The 16,680-nt window shown below is 35.5% G+C and carries 13 protein-coding genes and 1 pseudogene; 13 read left to right on the top strand and 1 reads right to left on the bottom strand.

The genetic code is table 11. From position 1 onward, the window contains the following. The first annotated feature begins 439 nt into the window (after positions 1-439). From P3R27_RS10975 to P3R27_RS10935, 9 genes are all read left to right on the top strand, one after another. Positions 440-5,014 (top strand): hypothetical protein, encoded by a 4,575-nt coding sequence (locus P3R27_RS10975; RefSeq protein ID WP_235186413.1) that lies wholly within the window; start codon positions 440-442, stop codon positions 5,012-5,014. 38 nt (positions 5,015-5,052) lie between these two features. After that, positions 5,053-5,571 carry a hypothetical protein gene (locus P3R27_RS10970; protein WP_034690489.1) on the top strand — a complete coding sequence of 173 codons (519 nt, stop codon included), beginning with the start codon at positions 5,053-5,055 and terminating at the stop codon, positions 5,569-5,571. 26 nt (positions 5,572-5,597) lie between these two features. Then, the gene (locus P3R27_RS10965; RefSeq protein ID WP_034690488.1) at positions 5,598-6,161 is read left to right on the top strand and encodes a hypothetical protein; all 564 of its coding nucleotides are present in this window, start codon (positions 5,598-5,600) and stop codon (positions 6,159-6,161) included. A gap of 35 nt (positions 6,162-6,196) precedes the next feature. Then, positions 6,197-6,526: an LPXTG cell wall anchor domain-containing protein gene (locus P3R27_RS10960; RefSeq protein ID WP_034690487.1), complete on the top strand. Its 330-nt coding sequence runs from the start codon at positions 6,197-6,199 to the stop codon at positions 6,524-6,526. Between the two features lie 758 nt (positions 6,527-7,284). After that, the gene (locus P3R27_RS10955; protein ID WP_034690485.1) at positions 7,285-7,461 is read left to right on the top strand and encodes a leucocin A/sakacin P family class II bacteriocin; all 177 of its coding nucleotides are present in this window, start codon (positions 7,285-7,287) and stop codon (positions 7,459-7,461) included. 87 nt (positions 7,462-7,548) lie between these two features. Further along, entirely contained in the window at positions 7,549-9,627 is a 2,079-nt protein-coding gene (locus P3R27_RS10950; RefSeq protein WP_271523010.1) for a peptidase domain-containing ABC transporter, read from the top strand. 24 nt (positions 9,628-9,651) lie between these two features. Then, entirely contained in the window at positions 9,652-9,948 is a 297-nt protein-coding gene (locus P3R27_RS10945; RefSeq protein WP_034690484.1) for a bacteriocin immunity protein, read from the top strand. A 644-nt stretch (positions 9,949-10,592) separates the two neighbouring features. Then, a complete protein-coding gene (locus P3R27_RS10940; RefSeq protein ID WP_301390137.1) occupies positions 10,593-11,090 on the top strand; it encodes a Pycsar system effector family protein in 498 nt (165 codons plus the stop codon). A 162-nt stretch (positions 11,091-11,252) separates the two neighbouring features. Beyond that, positions 11,253-12,008: an adenylate/guanylate cyclase domain-containing protein gene (locus P3R27_RS10935; protein ID WP_271523007.1), complete on the top strand. Its 756-nt coding sequence runs from the start codon at positions 11,253-11,255 to the stop codon at positions 12,006-12,008. Positions 12,009-12,072: 64 nt separating this feature from the next. Here the strand turns inward: P3R27_RS10935 and P3R27_RS10930 are convergent, their stop codons facing one another. Then, positions 12,073-12,675 (bottom strand): recombinase family protein, encoded by a 603-nt coding sequence (locus P3R27_RS10930; RefSeq protein WP_034690574.1) that lies wholly within the window; start codon positions 12,673-12,675, stop codon positions 12,073-12,075. 311 nt (positions 12,676-12,986) lie between these two features. On the opposite strand from P3R27_RS10930, the gene P3R27_RS10925 reads away from it, so the two are divergent. The 4 genes and pseudogenes from P3R27_RS10925 (at position 12,987) to P3R27_RS10910 (ending at position 16,674) form a co-directional block, all read left to right on the top strand. Continuing rightward, on the top strand, positions 12,987-14,606 hold the full coding sequence (locus P3R27_RS10925; protein WP_034690576.1) for a glycoside hydrolase family 13 protein: 1,620 nt from the start codon (positions 12,987-12,989) through the stop codon (positions 14,604-14,606). Continuing rightward, positions 14,606-14,879: pseudogene (locus tag P3R27_RS10920) on the top strand (helix-turn-helix domain-containing protein). The gene P3R27_RS10925 and the pseudogene P3R27_RS10920 overlap by 1 nt, the downstream one beginning before the upstream one ends. Positions 14,880-15,036: 157 nt before the next feature. Continuing rightward, entirely contained in the window at positions 15,037-15,471 is a 435-nt protein-coding gene (locus P3R27_RS10915) for a MarR family winged helix-turn-helix transcriptional regulator (RefSeq protein ID WP_301356830.1), read from the top strand. 96 nt (positions 15,472-15,567) lie between these two features. Continuing rightward, positions 15,568-16,674, top strand: a complete 1,107-nt coding sequence (locus tag P3R27_RS10910; RefSeq protein WP_034690580.1) for an NADH-dependent flavin oxidoreductase — start codon at positions 15,568-15,570, stop codon at positions 16,672-16,674. Positions 16,675-16,680: the final 6 nt, after the last annotated feature.

Below are 16,680 nucleotides of genomic sequence, written 5' to 3'. Positions count from 1 at the left end.
TATTGAACTCCTGATAATCATCCGATAAGTCTACTTGAACATATTTTTGAACGAAACACGCCTTTATAAAAAAATATTCTCTCAGGTTTTAAACAAGACGTGAAAAAGAAAAAACAAATTTTTCGCTCCCCTATGAAAAAATTGTTTTTTTTAAAAAATATAAAATGTTATTATTTCTAAAGTAAGAAATGTCCTTATAGGATTATTCTTGCATGTTTATTCTCGAAAACCTTCGTTTTTGATAATGACAATATGTTATTTATCTTCTTTAATAGGAAACCTAATTTAATCACTTTTTCAAGACATCTGATGCGATCGGATGTCTTTTTTTTTGTCTCCTTAAAAACGAAGATTTTTGAGAAAACTTTGTGGGAATAAGCAACATGTTGCCTATTTTAAAATTTCTTGACGCACCAAAGACTGAAGAGAGGAGGATCTGATGAAATTACTTACATTGATTTCTGCAGTATTACTACTAAGCAGCACGGGTATCAACACGACGTTGATGTTCCATCAAGTTGCTTATGCAGAAACAGAGTCACTTTCTGAAGAGACGCAACAATCCTCAACTGAGGAAACCACCAATTCTGTTGCTGATCAATCGGAAAGCCAAGAAGCAACTGAGGGAAGCAAGGAAGAACAAACAACCGCATCGGAAGCCACGGATGATTCCACAACGGCTAGCCAAGAAGAGACAGAAGAGAGTGAAGCACTACCAGAAGCAGAAACGCCAGACACCTCAGAAGACGAAGAGGAACCAGAATCTGAGAACAAGCAAGTCGAAAGGTTTGATGCTGAAGCTTCAGTGGTCGCATTGACTGTAGCGAGTGAAGTACAATTGCGAGCAATTTTACTTGGAGAGTTGTTCACCGATGATGAAGGTATTGAATATCATTACGAAGAAATCGCAAATGATCAATCCTTGGTACTTACTTTTGACAGCAACTTGGCATTTACCGCCCCCATCAGTGGTATCCAACGGACAGACGTTACCTTGCGGAGTCAGGAGACACCTGTGATATTTTCACAGACGGCGGCAGAGAACCTGATGCAGTTTGTTGCTCCGGTTCAATTAACTTGGGAGAGGGTGCAGCAACAAGGAATCCAGTCAGCACAAGGACTTGCTCAAACAACTGGGGCATCAACGATTACTTTCGAAAATACTCAGATGGAGCTGACAAGTACCGCAGGACGTGTGGTGAATAGCAACCAAGCAAATCTTTACTTTAAAGGAACCAACATGGTGACGACGGCGACGTCCTCTATTCCAACGTTATTCACGGCTGAAGGACTCTTAATTGAAGGACAATTGACAATCAATCATCAATCATCAAATGCCACACCAATCTTTGAAATGAATCAAGTAGAAGTCGCTAGCCAAGCTGAAATTTCTGTTACACGAAGTACCAACAGTAACACAGGTACAGTCTTTCATATGACAGGGGCCGCAGCAAGCCTTGATTTTGGTCAAGGAAGTGTGACCACAATTCGTCAATCTGGCGCAATGGTTTCCCTGCCAAATGCCAATCAAGATAGTCAGTTGACTTTAGCAACCGGTGCAACACTAGACGTTGGAACAGGACAGGGGCTTTCCGGGAATTCCACTAGTACTCTAGGCGAAGTACGGTTACAAGCAGGTAGTCAGTTAAAACTATCTGAGTACGGAACGGTCAGTGCGACACCTGCTATCAATGTCGGACACCGCTTCATCATTGAAAATAGTACAGCAGATCAGCCTACAATTATTGAAGGGACCCGGACGGGAACAACGACGGGGGCCTTTATCCAACTCCGAAGTGCAAACTCTTCCATAGATTTTGGAGAAAATACACAAACGAGAATTTCGCAACAAGGACCGATGTTTACTGGGGTTGCTAGTTCAACAATAATGATTCAAGATCATGTGAAAATGAACAATAATCATAGTAATGGGTTTACTGGGAATGTAGCAGTAGACAGTATTGTGATTGGTGATCAGGTGGAAATATCCATAAGTGAACCTAGCAATGCCACGGTTGGTCAAGCGTATCGAACCTTTTTTGCAACATCTTCTGTCCAAATCGGAAGTCATACAGCCATTGATGTACCGAGAACACGAACGACCTCTTCAGCGAGTACATCAAATGTTGTCATCGGATTAGCATCTAGCAACGGAAAAATCTCAATCGGGGATTATTCCGAAATAGGGGTAAACCAGCGAGGGGCGTTTGTCAACGCAAGTTTGGCTCATGTGACTTTAGGAAAATACTCAAAACTAACAGGTGTGTTAGGGAATGGCTTCACCGCTGGGACGATGGTCGATCAATTTGAGTTGCTTGAAGGAGCTGAAATCTCTATTGCTGAGCATTCAACGAGCGCAGCAGCCAATGCTTTCTCCGTACAAAAACTCTTCTTTCTTGGAGAAAAAGCGTCAATCAATTATTCTCGTACGTCATCAGTAGCTAATCCTCTTATTGCATTAGGCTCATCGTCGACTGCTTCCCAATTTTTGTCAGAAGCAAATGCTAAAATCACGCTTAATCAAGTAGGACCTTTAGTTACTGGTCGAAGTACAACAGATATTTATATTGGTGAAGCCAATACAATCAACCTGCAAACCGCACAAGGATTTACCGGTGGAACCTCATCTGCTGCATCTTCAACCATTCGTCGGCTGAATGTGGGTGATTACTCTGAAATTAACGTTTTCGGACGTGATAATGCAAATGTCGATTTTTTCCGGTTTAGGGAAGAAATCAAATTAGGACGTGAAGCAGAGGTAATTGTCAATCATACTACTCGACAAGCTGCGCGAGCTGTTTTTCGTTTAACATTGGCGAACTCAAAATTTACGATGGAAGAAGCAAGTAAAGTTGAAGTGGATACTGGCGGACGATTTCTACAAGGAGTTGGAACGACGGATCTGCTATTTGGCGAAAATTCCTATACGAGAATAAATGCTGCTAGAGGAATGACAGGAAATACTACTATTCGCTCAGTAACGCTTTCGCAAAATGCGGAAGTACATTTGACAGAGCCGACTACTACAGCTATTCAAAATTCAGCAATAAGTCAAAATTATTCTAGAATACAAGTGTCGCAAAAAGTAGAGTTGCAAGATAATGCCACTATGACTTCTAGAAGAGATCGTACAACTTCAGATTCACGCTTTATTTGGCTTACTGCAAGTAATTCCGTTGTGCGGATTGGGAAAGGGGCTACGCTCGATGTGGATCAATCTGGAGGAGTATTTAGAGTAACTACATCCTCAAATTTCATTCTCAATGATGACGCAACATTTAAAGCTGTTGCTAGAGGGTTGAATACACAAGGGGGAGGGAATGCCTCAAGTAATCATTCGAATTCTTTTGCGAACATTGCAGTCGGTAAACGAGCGGAATTTACACTTACTGATAATCGTACGGGAATGGGAACGACGGCAGAATTTATAAACCGACCACTTGTAAATGTACGTCAATCATTTTCTGCTGAAGAAGATTCTAGTGTCAATTTAGAAACTACAAGAAATAAATCAGAAGTTCTTTATTTTAGATTGGCAAATGCACAATTGAATCTAAATAATGTGAATTTGTTTGAAATTAGTCACCCTACGACAAGAACTGGTCAAGCAAATGCACAATTGCAACGATTGATTCGCTCGGCGCAAAATACTGTTTCGAATGGTTTAAAAATTAATGTTACTAGTCAAAAAATGGCTTTTTGGGAAGATGCATCTATAGACGTTCCAACCGAAGAGTTTATCAATATTTCTGGAATGCTACGAATCAATCGAAATGGTGGTAATACCTTCCCTTACGGAGGTACAGGAAATGCAGAAGCACGTTCCAGATTACTGAGTGGTGAAGAATTAGATGGTTCCTTAGAAAGTCTGGAAAATCAAACGGACATTTATCAAGTGATTTCTAAGAATAACTACAATAAAATTCGTTTTTCAGAACCAGAAGGTCTGGTTGCACGAATCGATTCATTGAGTGATCAATCTACAGAAATCACTGGTTCTATGTATGAAGATACAGATGTCACAAGAATCACTTATACAAATATCAATGGGGAAATCGTTGAATTGGATAAAAACTCTGAACGGATTGAATGGGGCGATTATAGGGATGAAAATCAGCTGTATCGCAACTTCCGAATTCCATTAAGAGAAAATGAACGATTGGAAACAGAATCAGAAGTGTCGATTTTCTTATCAAAACCTTCTATTGAGACATATGTCGATGTGACAGCTCGTCAAACTGTGATCAAAGGGGTGAACTTTGAAGCGTACAATATTACCTTAGATCGTTATAAAATCAACGAGTTAAGTACGAAAGATGCGTTAGATGCTTTGATTCTGCAAGAAAGTCGAGCGCAAGCCGCAAATGTCTTAACGGAAGCTGATATGACGGATGACTTTCGCATCGTGGAAACGGATCTTACAAGAGAAGTGGATGAAGACGGTAGCTACTTTGCTGTTCTTGAGGTAGGAAATAAAGCCTATCAACTGACAGTCGGTATTGATGTTACGTCAAAATTGGAACATATGCGGGTAACGATTCCAACCAAAATGGTGTTTGAATCTTTGTACAACACGGCTGAATCGAATCGTAATTTTGAAAGCCAAGCTTATGAGATCCACAACCAATCCCCACTTGCTGTGGATACCTATATCAATCAAATGGCGATCGATAATAGCGACGGTATTGTTTTGTTAGAAGCTGGAGAAGATCCCCTTGATTACGCTGAAAGTGATGAGGAAGAACCAATTCTTACCAATGATGATATCTCGACACCTTTGTTGGAATTAAACTTAAAAACGGAAGAAACACAGATACAACTTTATGAAGCTATGGATGAACAACACTTGGTTCGTTTAAAAGAAAGAAGCCGTGTGCCGATTTCCTTAACAGGAAACTTCTACGGTGATTACCCGCAATGGGTCGTCGATACAGAAGCTGATCAGGGTGGTTATTATGAATCCTTATTAGTACCAAATTATCGTATCGTCTTACGATTTGTTCCACGAGACTGAGTAAAAAAATCGTACCAAACGTGAAGGAGGTGAATCCCTTGGAGCAAACGAATCAAACAGAGAAAAAAAAGCGATATAAATGGGTCTTTTGGTTGTTGTTATTGGCAGTACTTGCCGGTGGGATTGGGTACTATTTCTATCAATCAAAAGAAGCAGTTCCTTTGATCAGTGCAGATCTTTTACCTGAACCTGGAGATGCTACTGATCAGCGTGTATCTGAACGTGCGCAGGAAATTGCGGATGCGAATTATTTCACATTGCAGATCAATCCAGAAGCCATTTTTGAAGATGGTCAAAGCCCAGGATCCATCGAAATTGTCAATCCGGGCACAAATGTGTACCCGATTGCCGTGGATATCTCTTTGCTGTCCAGTGGGGAAGTGATCTATTCTTCCGGTGCGATCAATCCAAACCAATTTGTTGAAAATGTCGAATTGACGACACCGTTGGCAAAGGGCGAGTATCCTGCCAAAGCCACCATCAATATTTACGATCCTGAAAGTAAAGAAAAACAAGGGGTCACAGAAGCCGAATTAACGATTATCGTTAAGAATTAAAAAAAATCAAAAGTGAGGAAATAAAAATGAAAAAATTTGTAGCAACAATTCTAAGTACAGCAACGATCGCAGGAGTATTAGCAAGCGGCACAATCGCATTTGCGACACAAACCATTGATGGACGTGAAGGTGATACGTCAGGAGATGTCCAAGTAAATGGGATCATCGGAGAATTCGATAATACAACGCCTGGACCAAATCCTGAAGATTTGAACCAATGGATCAACGTGACGATTCCAACGACCGCTTTGTTCTATACGACGGAAGAGTCAAGTCACAAAGAAATCGTTTCACCTACGTACGCTGTGACTAATAACTCAGCTGTTGGTGTGATTGCTTCTGTTGCAGGTGTTGATACACCATTGGATATGTCTGAAGTAGACTTGTTAAACGTAAACGGTATTGAGTTGTTTGAAAATGGCACACCAACTGTGACAGAAACAGAATTGTTTACCCTTGAAGGCAATCAAGGAACGAATGAAGGAACATTTACTTTCACTGGTGAAGCAACCCCTGTCAATGCATCAGAAGAATCAAATCCAAGTTTCAAATTGGTCTTAAGCTTTGCGCCGGATGTAGAAGAAGACTAAAAAACTGGAATCCCAGTAAAGAAGGGATCTATCGTATGAAAAAACGAAAAAGAATCATTTTTTTCGGAGCTGTATTACTAGCTCTAACTGTCTGGGATCTATCGGAAACCATTGTCGGAGAGGCGACAACAGGGGAAGTCACTGTGACTGGTCGAATCGGTGAAACGGCGACACAAGAGGAAGAAACGGATGATGACCAAAAGAAAACGATCGTAGCAGATACATCTCAAATCGGACAAGGAAAACTACCGCAAACAGGTACTTCAAACACCAATAGTTTGATCATCCTTGGGTATGCACTCTTAGTACTATTTATTATCGTAGTGACAAGAAAAAAGAAACAGGATAAAAGAGTCTCTCGGTAACGATAGTAAACGCTAAAAGCGATGACAACGTTATTAACTATGTGTAGCAGCGTTACCTCCATTTAAGTTTATAAGACTAGTCAAATTGTCTACTGATGAGATTATTAAAAAAACGATGGGTAATTTTCTTGATTATGTACCTGATCAAAATTGGTTAGAAAAAATTCGTCCTAGCTTGATTGCTAAACAGATGAAAGAAGATGTTATATATGAAGTGGTAATAATTGATCGATATAAAGATGATGAATATTTCTAAAAAAATTGAGCTTACAAAGGAAAACGATAGGTGAGGTCACCATTAAAAAAACAACAAATCATGATATGATTGTTTTGCAGAAGAAGAACAAGTGAACACTGAAGCCCTAGAGTAGTAGGATACTCTAAGGCTTTTCTTTTTGGCTAATCTCGCCGTGTTTGTTTTACTTCTTGTAAGAATGTGGAATTAAGCATACACGAATACTTTTTCTTGCTTGTAAGACTATAGGATAGACAACTATTCATTTGTTTAAAATATTTTTTTAGATTTAGGCAAATGAATCAAAGTAAGTATATTTACGATTATGACATTAAAAATAACTTTTATGACATCAAAAGCTACGTTTATGAAATCCATATTTATAATGAAATAAAATATGTTTTTAGATGACAAAATTGTAAGTTAAAATAACGTTATTTTAATTAAAAAAATATAAATAATATGCTATCTTTTAAATAAGTACAATTATTTATTGTTCAAAAAATGAGAGAAGGTTTAAGTTTTGAAGAAATTAACATCAAAAGAAATGGCACAAGTAGTAGGTGGAAAATACTACGGTAATGGAGTCTCATGTAATAAAAAAGGGTGCAGTGTTGATTGGGGAAAAGCTATTGGCATTATTGGAAATAATTCTGCTGCGAATTTAGCTACTGGTGGAGCAGCTGGTTGGAAAAGTTAATTTGAGCCTTTTATTTTAGTATATTATATTTTTAGAATACTCATTCAAAAATTCTATGGATGAGTATTCTTATTTATAGGTGATTCTTTGAGACAAAAATTAATAAAACAGTATAATGAAGTTGATTGTGGTTTAGCCTGTATGCAGATGATTTTAAATAATTTTCATTCATGGATTTCAGTGGAAGTTTTAAGAGACTTAACTGAAACCGATTCTGAAGGTACCTGTGCATTAGGTATAGTTAACGGATTTGCTAAATTAGGAATAAATTGTGAAGCCTATAAAGCTAATAGTGATGTATGGAAAGAAAATGAGTTCAATTATCCCGTAATTGCTAATATAGTAACGAATAATCAATTTCTTCATTATTGTATTGTATATGGTGTGAAAAAAGAGAAATTGTTAATAGCTGACCCTGCGATTGGAAAATACAAAGAATCAATAGAAAAGTTCAACAACAAATGGACTGGTGTTATTTTAGTTGCTGAAAAGACTCCTGATTTCCAACCCATAAATAATACAAAAAAAAGTTTTTTTTCTTCAATAAGTTTATTAAAAGATCAATATAAAAAAATTTTATTGGTGATATTATCTTCATTAATAATAACAATTATAGGAATACTATCAAGTTACTATTTTAGAATTTTAATAGATTGGTTACTTCCTGAAAAAGACTTTTTAAATCTATTTATGATATCAATTAGCTATATCATAGGCATTTTTATAACAAGTATATTTGAAATTACAAGAAGATATAATTTAGAAAAGCTAGGACAAGATGTAGGTAGAAGCATTTTATTTAAATATTTAGAACATATTTTCATTTTACCAGCTTCCTTTTTTTCTAAAAGAAAAACTGGAGATATTGTCTCTAGATTTTCTGATGCTAATAAAATTATAGAAGCTTTAGCTAGCTTTACTATATCTATTTTTTTAGATTTAAGTTCAGTCATTGTTGTGGGGATTATATTGATCAATATTAATAAACAATTATTTTTAATAACGTTAAGTTCTATTCCATTTTATATACTAATTATATTAGGATCAAATAAAAAAATGAGTCGATTAAACGGAGAAGAGATGCAAACAAATTCAATAGTTGATTCTAATTTTATTGAAGGATTAAACGGAATATATACTATAAAAGCACTTTGTAGTGAGAATAAGATTGTAAATCAAATATATAGAAGTTTAAATAAATTTTTTGATGTATCACTAAAGAGAAATATGTATGATTCTATAATTCAAAATTTAAAAATTTTGGTTTCTCTTTTAACCTCGGCTTTTGTATTATGGTTTGGTTCGTATTATGTTATCAATGGAGAAATTACAATAGGAGAACTAATAACTTTCAATTCATTATCTATATTTTTTTCTACACCTCTACAAAATATAATAAATCTACAAGAAAAATTCCAAAAAGCACAAGTTGCAAATAATCGGCTTAACGATGTATTTTCTATAAATAATGAAAATAAAGACAAGTTTATTCATTTGGCTAAATTAACTGAAAAAGCAACGATTACATTTGAAAATGTATATTTTAGTTATTCTACTAAATATCCTAATGTGTTAGATAATATGAGTTTTTCTCTACCTGTGAGTAAAAATATAGGAATAAAAGGTGATAGTGGTGCTGGGAAATCAACTTTAGCACAACTTCTAGCTGGATTTTACTCTCCAGATAATGGAAGAATTTGTATAAATGAGCAAAATATTGAAAATATTAATAGAAAAGATTTACGTAAGTTGATTACCTATGTGCCTCAAGAATCTTTTATTATGAGTGGAACTATTAAAGACAATTTATTTTTAGGTTTAGAAAGTATTCCTGATGAACAAGAACTCGAAAAAGTACTGAAAGATACTTGTTTATGGAGTTATATTACTGCGCTTCCTCTAGGACTTGATACGTATCTAGAAGAAAATGGTGCGAATTTATCAGGTGGTCAAAAGCAAAGAATTGCTTTAGCAAGAGTTTTATTATTAGGAAGTAAAATTTTATTATTAGATGAAGCTACGAGTGCTTTAGATTCTAAAACTGAAATGCTGATTTTAGAAAAATTATTAAAGTACCCTAATAAGTCAATCATTATGATATCTCATAATGATAAATTAATAGACAAGTGTGACTTAATCATTGATTTAGACGAAAGGGATTCATAAAAAGGAATCAAGGAGGATGAATATATGAGTAATTTAAAGTGGTTTTCTGGTGGAGACGATCGACGTAAAAAAGCAGAAGTGATTATTACTGAATTATTAGATGATTTAGAGATAGATCTTGGAAATGAATCTCTTCGAAAAGTATTAGGCTCCTATCTTGAAAAGTTGAAAAATGAAGGAACTTCAGTTCCATTAGTTTTAAGTCGTATGAATATAGAGATATCTAATGCAATAAAAAAAGACGGTGTATCGTTAAATGAAAATCAATCTAAAAAATTAAAAGAACTCATATCTATATCTAATATTAGATATGGATATTAGCGATTTCTTTATTAAAGATATTAGAAAAAAGTAGATTTAAGGAAATTCAATTAGATAGAGTTCATTTTTACTATTGAGTCATAAAGTTAATAATTTTTATCGGTGTCTTTAAAAATACTTATAAATAGTTATTGGTTGTGGGACAATGTATAACGATTTTAATTGAATCCCTATTGTTAATTCTAAAATCCTGGATAAGTTACTAAAAGTTACAAACAAGTAAGACAATTAATAAAAGGGGTCAGAAGCTTTTAAGTTTTTGATCCTTTTTAACTTGCTTATATCATAATTCTTTCAGCTGTTCACTTAATTAGGTTCAGTAAGATATTTACCTAGAGTCCAACAGAGTATGCTCTTTTGTCCAACATATGTATAGTTATTAAAACTATAATTAAGAAAAGGTCATTAGAACTGAGCAGGTACAAAATAAAGCTAAAAATTTTTGTGTTTTTTGCTATATTTTGCTTTTGTTGTGATTATAATTCTTTATTTTTCTTATTATAAAATCACTTTAATTACAATTATGATTTCAAAAAGATATTTTATGAGTATTTCATCAAAAAAAACTTTTTTATGTTATATTTTTATATGGATTAAAATAGGAAATTACATACTAAAAAATTATTAAGTGAGTGATGTGAATATTGAATAAAATAGATTATGAAAAAAGAAATGAAGAGTTATACCAAAGAATGGATAGAATAAATGAATGGATAAAGTCTTGTGACAACAAAACGTCTATTTTACTTGCTACATTTGGGATATTTTCAAGTATTTTTATTTCTGATTTTTTCAGAAATAAATGTATAAGTATAGCAAGATATATGTTAGATAAAGTAGAGTTTGGTTCTATTCTTTACTTATTTACTTTTTCAATTTTTATAGTAAGTTTAGGTGTAGGATTATTTTATCTAGTTAAAGAGTTGAGTCCCAAGCTATCTTTTAAAAATATAAATTCGGGAAATTCATTAATATTCTTTGGGAGTATTGGTGATAAAACTTATGACCAATTTAAGCAACTTATAGATGAGGAAGAAGAAGAGAATACTTATAGAGATATAATTTACCAAATCTATATAAATTCAAAAATATGTGCTGATAAACATATGTATGCTAAAAAGGGATTATCTTTTCTTCAATAGGCGTTATTGGTATTTTTTTTATGTTTGTGGCTGGTTGGATAATTATATATGTAAATAAATAGAAGGGAATTTATATAGGCTATTAAAAGAGTTAGAGACTAAAAACTTATGATTTGTCCTCTTCTCTTCACTGCATTATTAATTTAAAGGAGACTGATACTTTTGACGTTCACTTATGATTATAAAGATAGAAAAATTAAATTAGAAGAAATTTTAGACAACATGGATAAAATCAATGAAGTAGAAATTTTGCCTAGAGATGAGAATTTTACTTATAAAAACGGATATAAGTCTTGGGTTAGTTCTATTTTTATTGATATTCGTAATTCAACAGAGTTAATAGAAAAAAATAGCGAGCTTAACGTAGCAAAAGTAATTCGTGGATTCACTTCAGAAATTATTGAAATATTAAGAAGGGATACGGATAAGCTGAAAGAAATTGGCATACGGGGTGATTGTGTTTATGCAATATATTCTTCACCAAAGCAAAAAGATATTTACGATCTTGCAGATAGAGCCTATTATATAAATACGTATTTAAAAATGCTTAATTCTTTACTTTCCAAAAGACACTTGCCCGAGATAACAGCAGGAATCGGATTAGCTACTTCTCAAACATTAGTAGTTAAGGCAGGTAGACATTCTTCAGGAATTAATAATTTAGTATGGATTGGAGAATCAGTTTCAATGGCTTGTAATTTAGCTAATATTGCTAATAAAGAAATAGATAATCCCATACTGCTTTCTAGCATGTTTTATCATAATTATTCTAAATATATAGAAGAACATGACCAAGAAAGAAAAGAGACATTGGGTTTTTATAAATCAGATAAACATGAACGCTATGGAACGTTTTATCATGCTAATATTGTTAAGACAGATTTTAATAAATGGATAGCAGACGACATGCCTATATAAATTAAATACTGAAGAATTTGTGATGTTCTTAAAACGAAAATATATTTATTCAGACAAGTACATGTCACATCAGCTCATTTTTTATTCTATAAACTGTTTGTCTGGTAACATTATAGTCCTTTGCAATCTTTGAAATAGCAATTCCCTTATTAAGATCTTCAACGATGCTTTTATAAACAAGGCGACGTTGGGGATCTTTTGTGTCTGCGCTGTATAACTTAGGACGTCCTTTATAAACGCCATTCGCTTTAGCAATCTTAATCCCTTGTGCCTGGCGTCGTTTAGATTCTGTACGTTCTTGTTCGGCAATCATTGCCAAGATCTGAATGATCAAATCTTTAATGAATTTATCCAGGAGAGGATTTCCGATTGCTTCAGCCATGATTGGTAAACTAGTGATGATTAGTTGCACATTTTTCTTTTTGAGATAATTGACTGAGTCAATGATTTCGTCATAATTTCTGCCTAATCGATCGATGGCTTCGACAATAAAAATATCTTGTTCTCGGACAAACTCTAAAGCTTCCTGGAAAATCGGTCGATGAGTAATCGTTGCGCCAGATTGTTTCTCAATGAAAATTTTTTCTACACCAAACTTTTTCATTTCTGCAATTTGTCGTTGTTCATTTTGATCAATCGATGACACTCGAATATAAGCAATTTTCAAAATTTTTACCTACTTTCTAGAACTATTTAAAATACACCCTAATCATACATTAGAAATTGAGATTTTTCAATGATCCGCTAGTGTCTATTTAGGGTACACTCTAAACGGACATGTTGATAGCAAATTCTACTTATTTCAATCGATGGTTTCTGTTTTAAGGCATACTCCATGAATTGAAACTTTCCCCACGCGCTGTTTTATTTCTAAATCCTGGATTTTAATGTTATCGGTAACATGTTTCTGCCTGTTTACTCTTGTTTTTGTAAGCGTTACAATTCTTTAAGAATAGGACAAAACAAATGGAGGAACATATGGAGAAAAAATGGTGGCACCAATCAGTGGTATATCAAGTCTATCCACGTAGCTTTCAAGATACGAATGGGGATGGAATCGGTGATTTAAGAGGGATTATTTCAAGATTAGATTATTTAACCTATCTAGGGATCGATACGATTTGGCTTTCTCCTGTCTATGAATCCCCAAATGATGATAATGGCTATGACATCAGCGATTATGAAGCAATCATGGCTGAATTTGGGACGATGGCTGAAATGGACGAACTGATTGAGGAAGCGAAGAAATCAGGCATCAAAATCATTTTGGATTTAGTCGTCAATCACACTTCTGATGAACATCCATGGTTTATCGAATCACGAAAAAGCAAAGACAATCCATATCGAGATTATTATATCTGGCGTGAGCCAGTCAATGGTGATGTGCCTAATACATTACGTTCGATTTTTAGTGGACCTGCTTGGGAATTTGATGATGCGACTGGTCAATATTATTTGCATCTATACAGCAAGAAACAACCCGATTTGAATTGGGAGAATGAGCTAGTCAGACAAGAAGTCTATGACATGATGAATTTTTGGATCGATAAAGGAATTGGCGGGTTCCGCATGGATGTCATCGATACGATCGGCAAACTACCCGATCAAGAAATCACCAATAATGGGCCACGGCTTCACGAATACCTACAAGAAATGAATCAAGCAACCTTTGGCGACAAAGATTTGATGACGGTAGGTGAAACTTGGGGCGCAACGACAGAAATCGCGAAGCTTTATTCAGACCCTAAAAGAAATGAACTATCCATGATCTTCCAATTTGAACATATGAGTTTGGACCAACAAGAAGGTAAGGATAAATGGGATCTAAAAGCTTTAGATGTTTCTGAACTGAAAAAAGTTTTGTCAAAATGGCAGACAGCGTTAGGTGATGAAGGTTGGAACAGTTTGTTTTGGAATAATCATGATTTACCGAGAATTGTTTCACGTTGGGGGAATGATCAGGAATATCGTGTAGAAAGTGCAAAAATGTTTGCTATTTTACTACACATGATGAAAGGGACTCCTTATATTTATCAAGGGGAAGAACTAGGCATGACAAATGCGCCAATCCGGGACATCTCAGAAGCAAAAGATATCGAAACGATCAATATGTATCACGAACGACTTGCAGCTGGCTATCATAAAGAAGATATCGTGCAGTCTATCAATGCCAAAGGACGTGACAATGCACGTACACCAATGCAGTGGGATGAAACAGCACATGGTGGATTTACGACAGGAATGCCCTGGCTATCCGTCAATCCAAACTACAAAACCATCAACGCGAAACAAGCAGTCGCAGATTCCTCTTCGATTTTCTATACGTACAAACGCTTGATCGAGTTACGCAAACACAATGAGATCATCGTTTGGGGAGAATATGAATTGTTGACAGAAACGCCAGTTGAGGTCTTTGCTTATTATCGTACACTAAATGAAGAACGTTGGTTGATCGTCTGTAACTTATCCGAGCAAACACATGAATGGACTATTCCGCAAGAAGCAACGGAACTAATCATTGCCAACTATGATCGAGAAGTACCTGTAGGAGAAATCGAATTACGTCCTTATGAAGCATTTGTAGTGAAAATTGGGTGATGGCAACAGTTAAACTTGATGGTTATCTAGAAAAAATTGAAAGAATCAGTATTCAAAAATAATTTTGAAACAGAGAATGCTAAGTTATCAAGCGCAATCGCTTTGATGAATGCCAGAGAAGTTGCCGGATTAACACAACGTGAATTAGCAGATTTGGCTTCTTTACCTCAATCGACAGTAGCGCGTATTGAGTGAGGAAACAATACAAGTTTCGATACGTTATCAAAACTTGCTCATGCTCTAGGAAAAGAGTTGAAAGTCGAGTTTGCATAGTGGATAGGTGATCTAAGCAGATCATCTATCCATTTTTTTAGGTGAAGGACTTCATTGGAAATAGTATCAAAGGTATGGTACAAAACGATCAATGTTCTCCTCTTTGACAAATCCACTAAATCATACTATGATATGTACGCTAACAGGAGGTGTAAAAATGGGGAAATCAATTGAACGTTCGTTAGAAGAATGTCTTTTTTTTAGTGTGAAGAAGCTCGATCGAGTATTGAACAAATTAGCGGATGAAGCCTTCAAGAAAACGGGACTTGCACCTACTTATGGGTTTATCTTACTGATTTTGAAAGAAAAAAACGGTATTCCTCAAAAAGATATCGCGCAGATGTTGTATTCAGCGCCTTCAACGATTGCACGTTTCGTAGAAAAGTTAGAATATAAAGGCTATGTCAAAACGGTCACAGAAGGACGGTTATCTTTGGTATTTTTAACTGATGAAGGTCGTGAATTTGTCAAAGAGATCGACAGTAGTTGGGATGAGCTGAACCACGCATATAAAGTTGTTTTAGGTGTTGCCGAGAGCGAGCGACTTTCTCAGGAGCTGAATGAGGCGACCAATAAATTACAAAAAAAATAAAATTTTTTAAACATAACAGTTGCATGTGCAACTAATCGTGTGGTTAAATAAATACGAGAAAAAATAAGTGACATTCGTCATATTGGAGGAAGAAGAATGGCAAAATTCAATGAATCAATCACATTTCCATCAGGTAGTGTGCTGAAAAATCGGTTGATGCTATCACCAATGACTACAGAACTTAGCTTTTTTAATGGGGTAATCACAAAAGACGAGATCGAATATTATGCACAACGATCAAAAGGATTAGGAGCAGTGATCACTGGTGCGGCAAATGTGCAAGACATCGGTAAAGGTTGGCCAGGGGAATTAAGTATTGCCCATGATGAAATGCTTCCTCGTCTAAGCGAGTTAGCACAAGCCATTCAAGGTGAAGGTGCTAAGGCAATCGTGCAGATCTTCCATGGCGGTCGTATGACAAGCCGTGCGACATTATCAGGAGAACAAACAGTATCTGCTAGTGCGATTCCGGCAGAACGTCCAGATGCTGAGACACCACGGGCATTAAGTGATGAAGAAGTCAGTGAAACGATCCAAGCATTTGGAGAAGCAACACGCAGAGCCATTGAAGCAGGATTTGACGGAGTAGAACTACATGGTGCGAATACTTACTTGATCCAACAATTCTTTTCTCCTCATTCTAACCGTAGAGGAGATCAATGGGGTGGCTCTTTAGAGAAACGTTATCATTTTATTGAAGAATTATTGAAATCTGTCTTCCAAGCAGTTGAAACACACGCAACTAAACCATTTATTGTTGGTTATCGTTTTTCACCAGAAGAATTTGAAACACCAGGTATCCGTTTTGAAGAAACGATTTGGTTGATGGAGCAATTACGTGAAACGAAATTAGACTATCTGCATGTTTCATTGAACACATATGATCGTGTGGCTCGTTCTGAAACCTACAACGAAAAATCAATTCTTGAATATGTCCACGAAACGATTCAAGGGAAAATCCCTTTAGTAGGTGTAGGAAATGTCCGTAACCGCAAAGATGTCGAGTCTGTGTTAGCTCATGCGGAACTTGTAGCAGTAGGTCAACAAATGTTGGTAGATCCAGAATGGGCGGTCAAGTTGTTAGAAGGTCGCGATGCTGAATTTGTGACGAAACCTTTTTCTGAAGCATACAAAGACTTGTATTTACCAAGTCCGTTGTATAATTTTCTTGATCAACGCTATGGATCAACCATCAATATCTAAGAAAGA

This window comes from Enterococcus spodopteracolus (assembly GCF_030441955.1).
Classification (GTDB): Bacteria; Bacillota; Bacilli; order Lactobacillales; family Enterococcaceae; genus Enterococcus_B; species Enterococcus_B spodopteracolus.
The sequence above is the reverse complement of the archived record's forward strand: the minus strand, read 5'-3'. Positions and strand labels throughout refer to the sequence as shown.

What these genes read in the sequence shown, in the direction of transcription:
- P3R27_RS10975 (WP_235186413.1), top strand. Translation starts at nt 440, where the DNA reads ATGAAATTACTTACATTGATTTCTGCAGTATTACTACTAAGCAGCACG.
- P3R27_RS10960 (WP_034690487.1), top strand. Translation starts at nt 6,197, where the DNA reads ATGAAAAAACGAAAAAGAATCATTTTTTTCGGAGCTGTATTACTAGCT.
- P3R27_RS10965 (WP_034690488.1), top strand. Translation starts at nt 5,598, where the DNA reads ATGAAAAAATTTGTAGCAACAATTCTAAGTACAGCAACGATCGCAGGA.
- P3R27_RS10925 (WP_034690576.1), top strand. Translation starts at nt 12,987, where the DNA reads ATGGAGAAAAAATGGTGGCACCAATCAGTGGTATATCAAGTCTATCCA.
- P3R27_RS10910 (WP_034690580.1), top strand. Translation starts at nt 15,568, where the DNA reads ATGGCAAAATTCAATGAATCAATCACATTTCCATCAGGTAGTGTGCTG.
- P3R27_RS10945 (WP_034690484.1), top strand. Translation starts at nt 9,652, where the DNA reads ATGAGTAATTTAAAGTGGTTTTCTGGTGGAGACGATCGACGTAAAAAA.
- P3R27_RS10915 (WP_301356830.1), top strand. Translation starts at nt 15,037, where the DNA reads ATGGGGAAATCAATTGAACGTTCGTTAGAAGAATGTCTTTTTTTTAGT.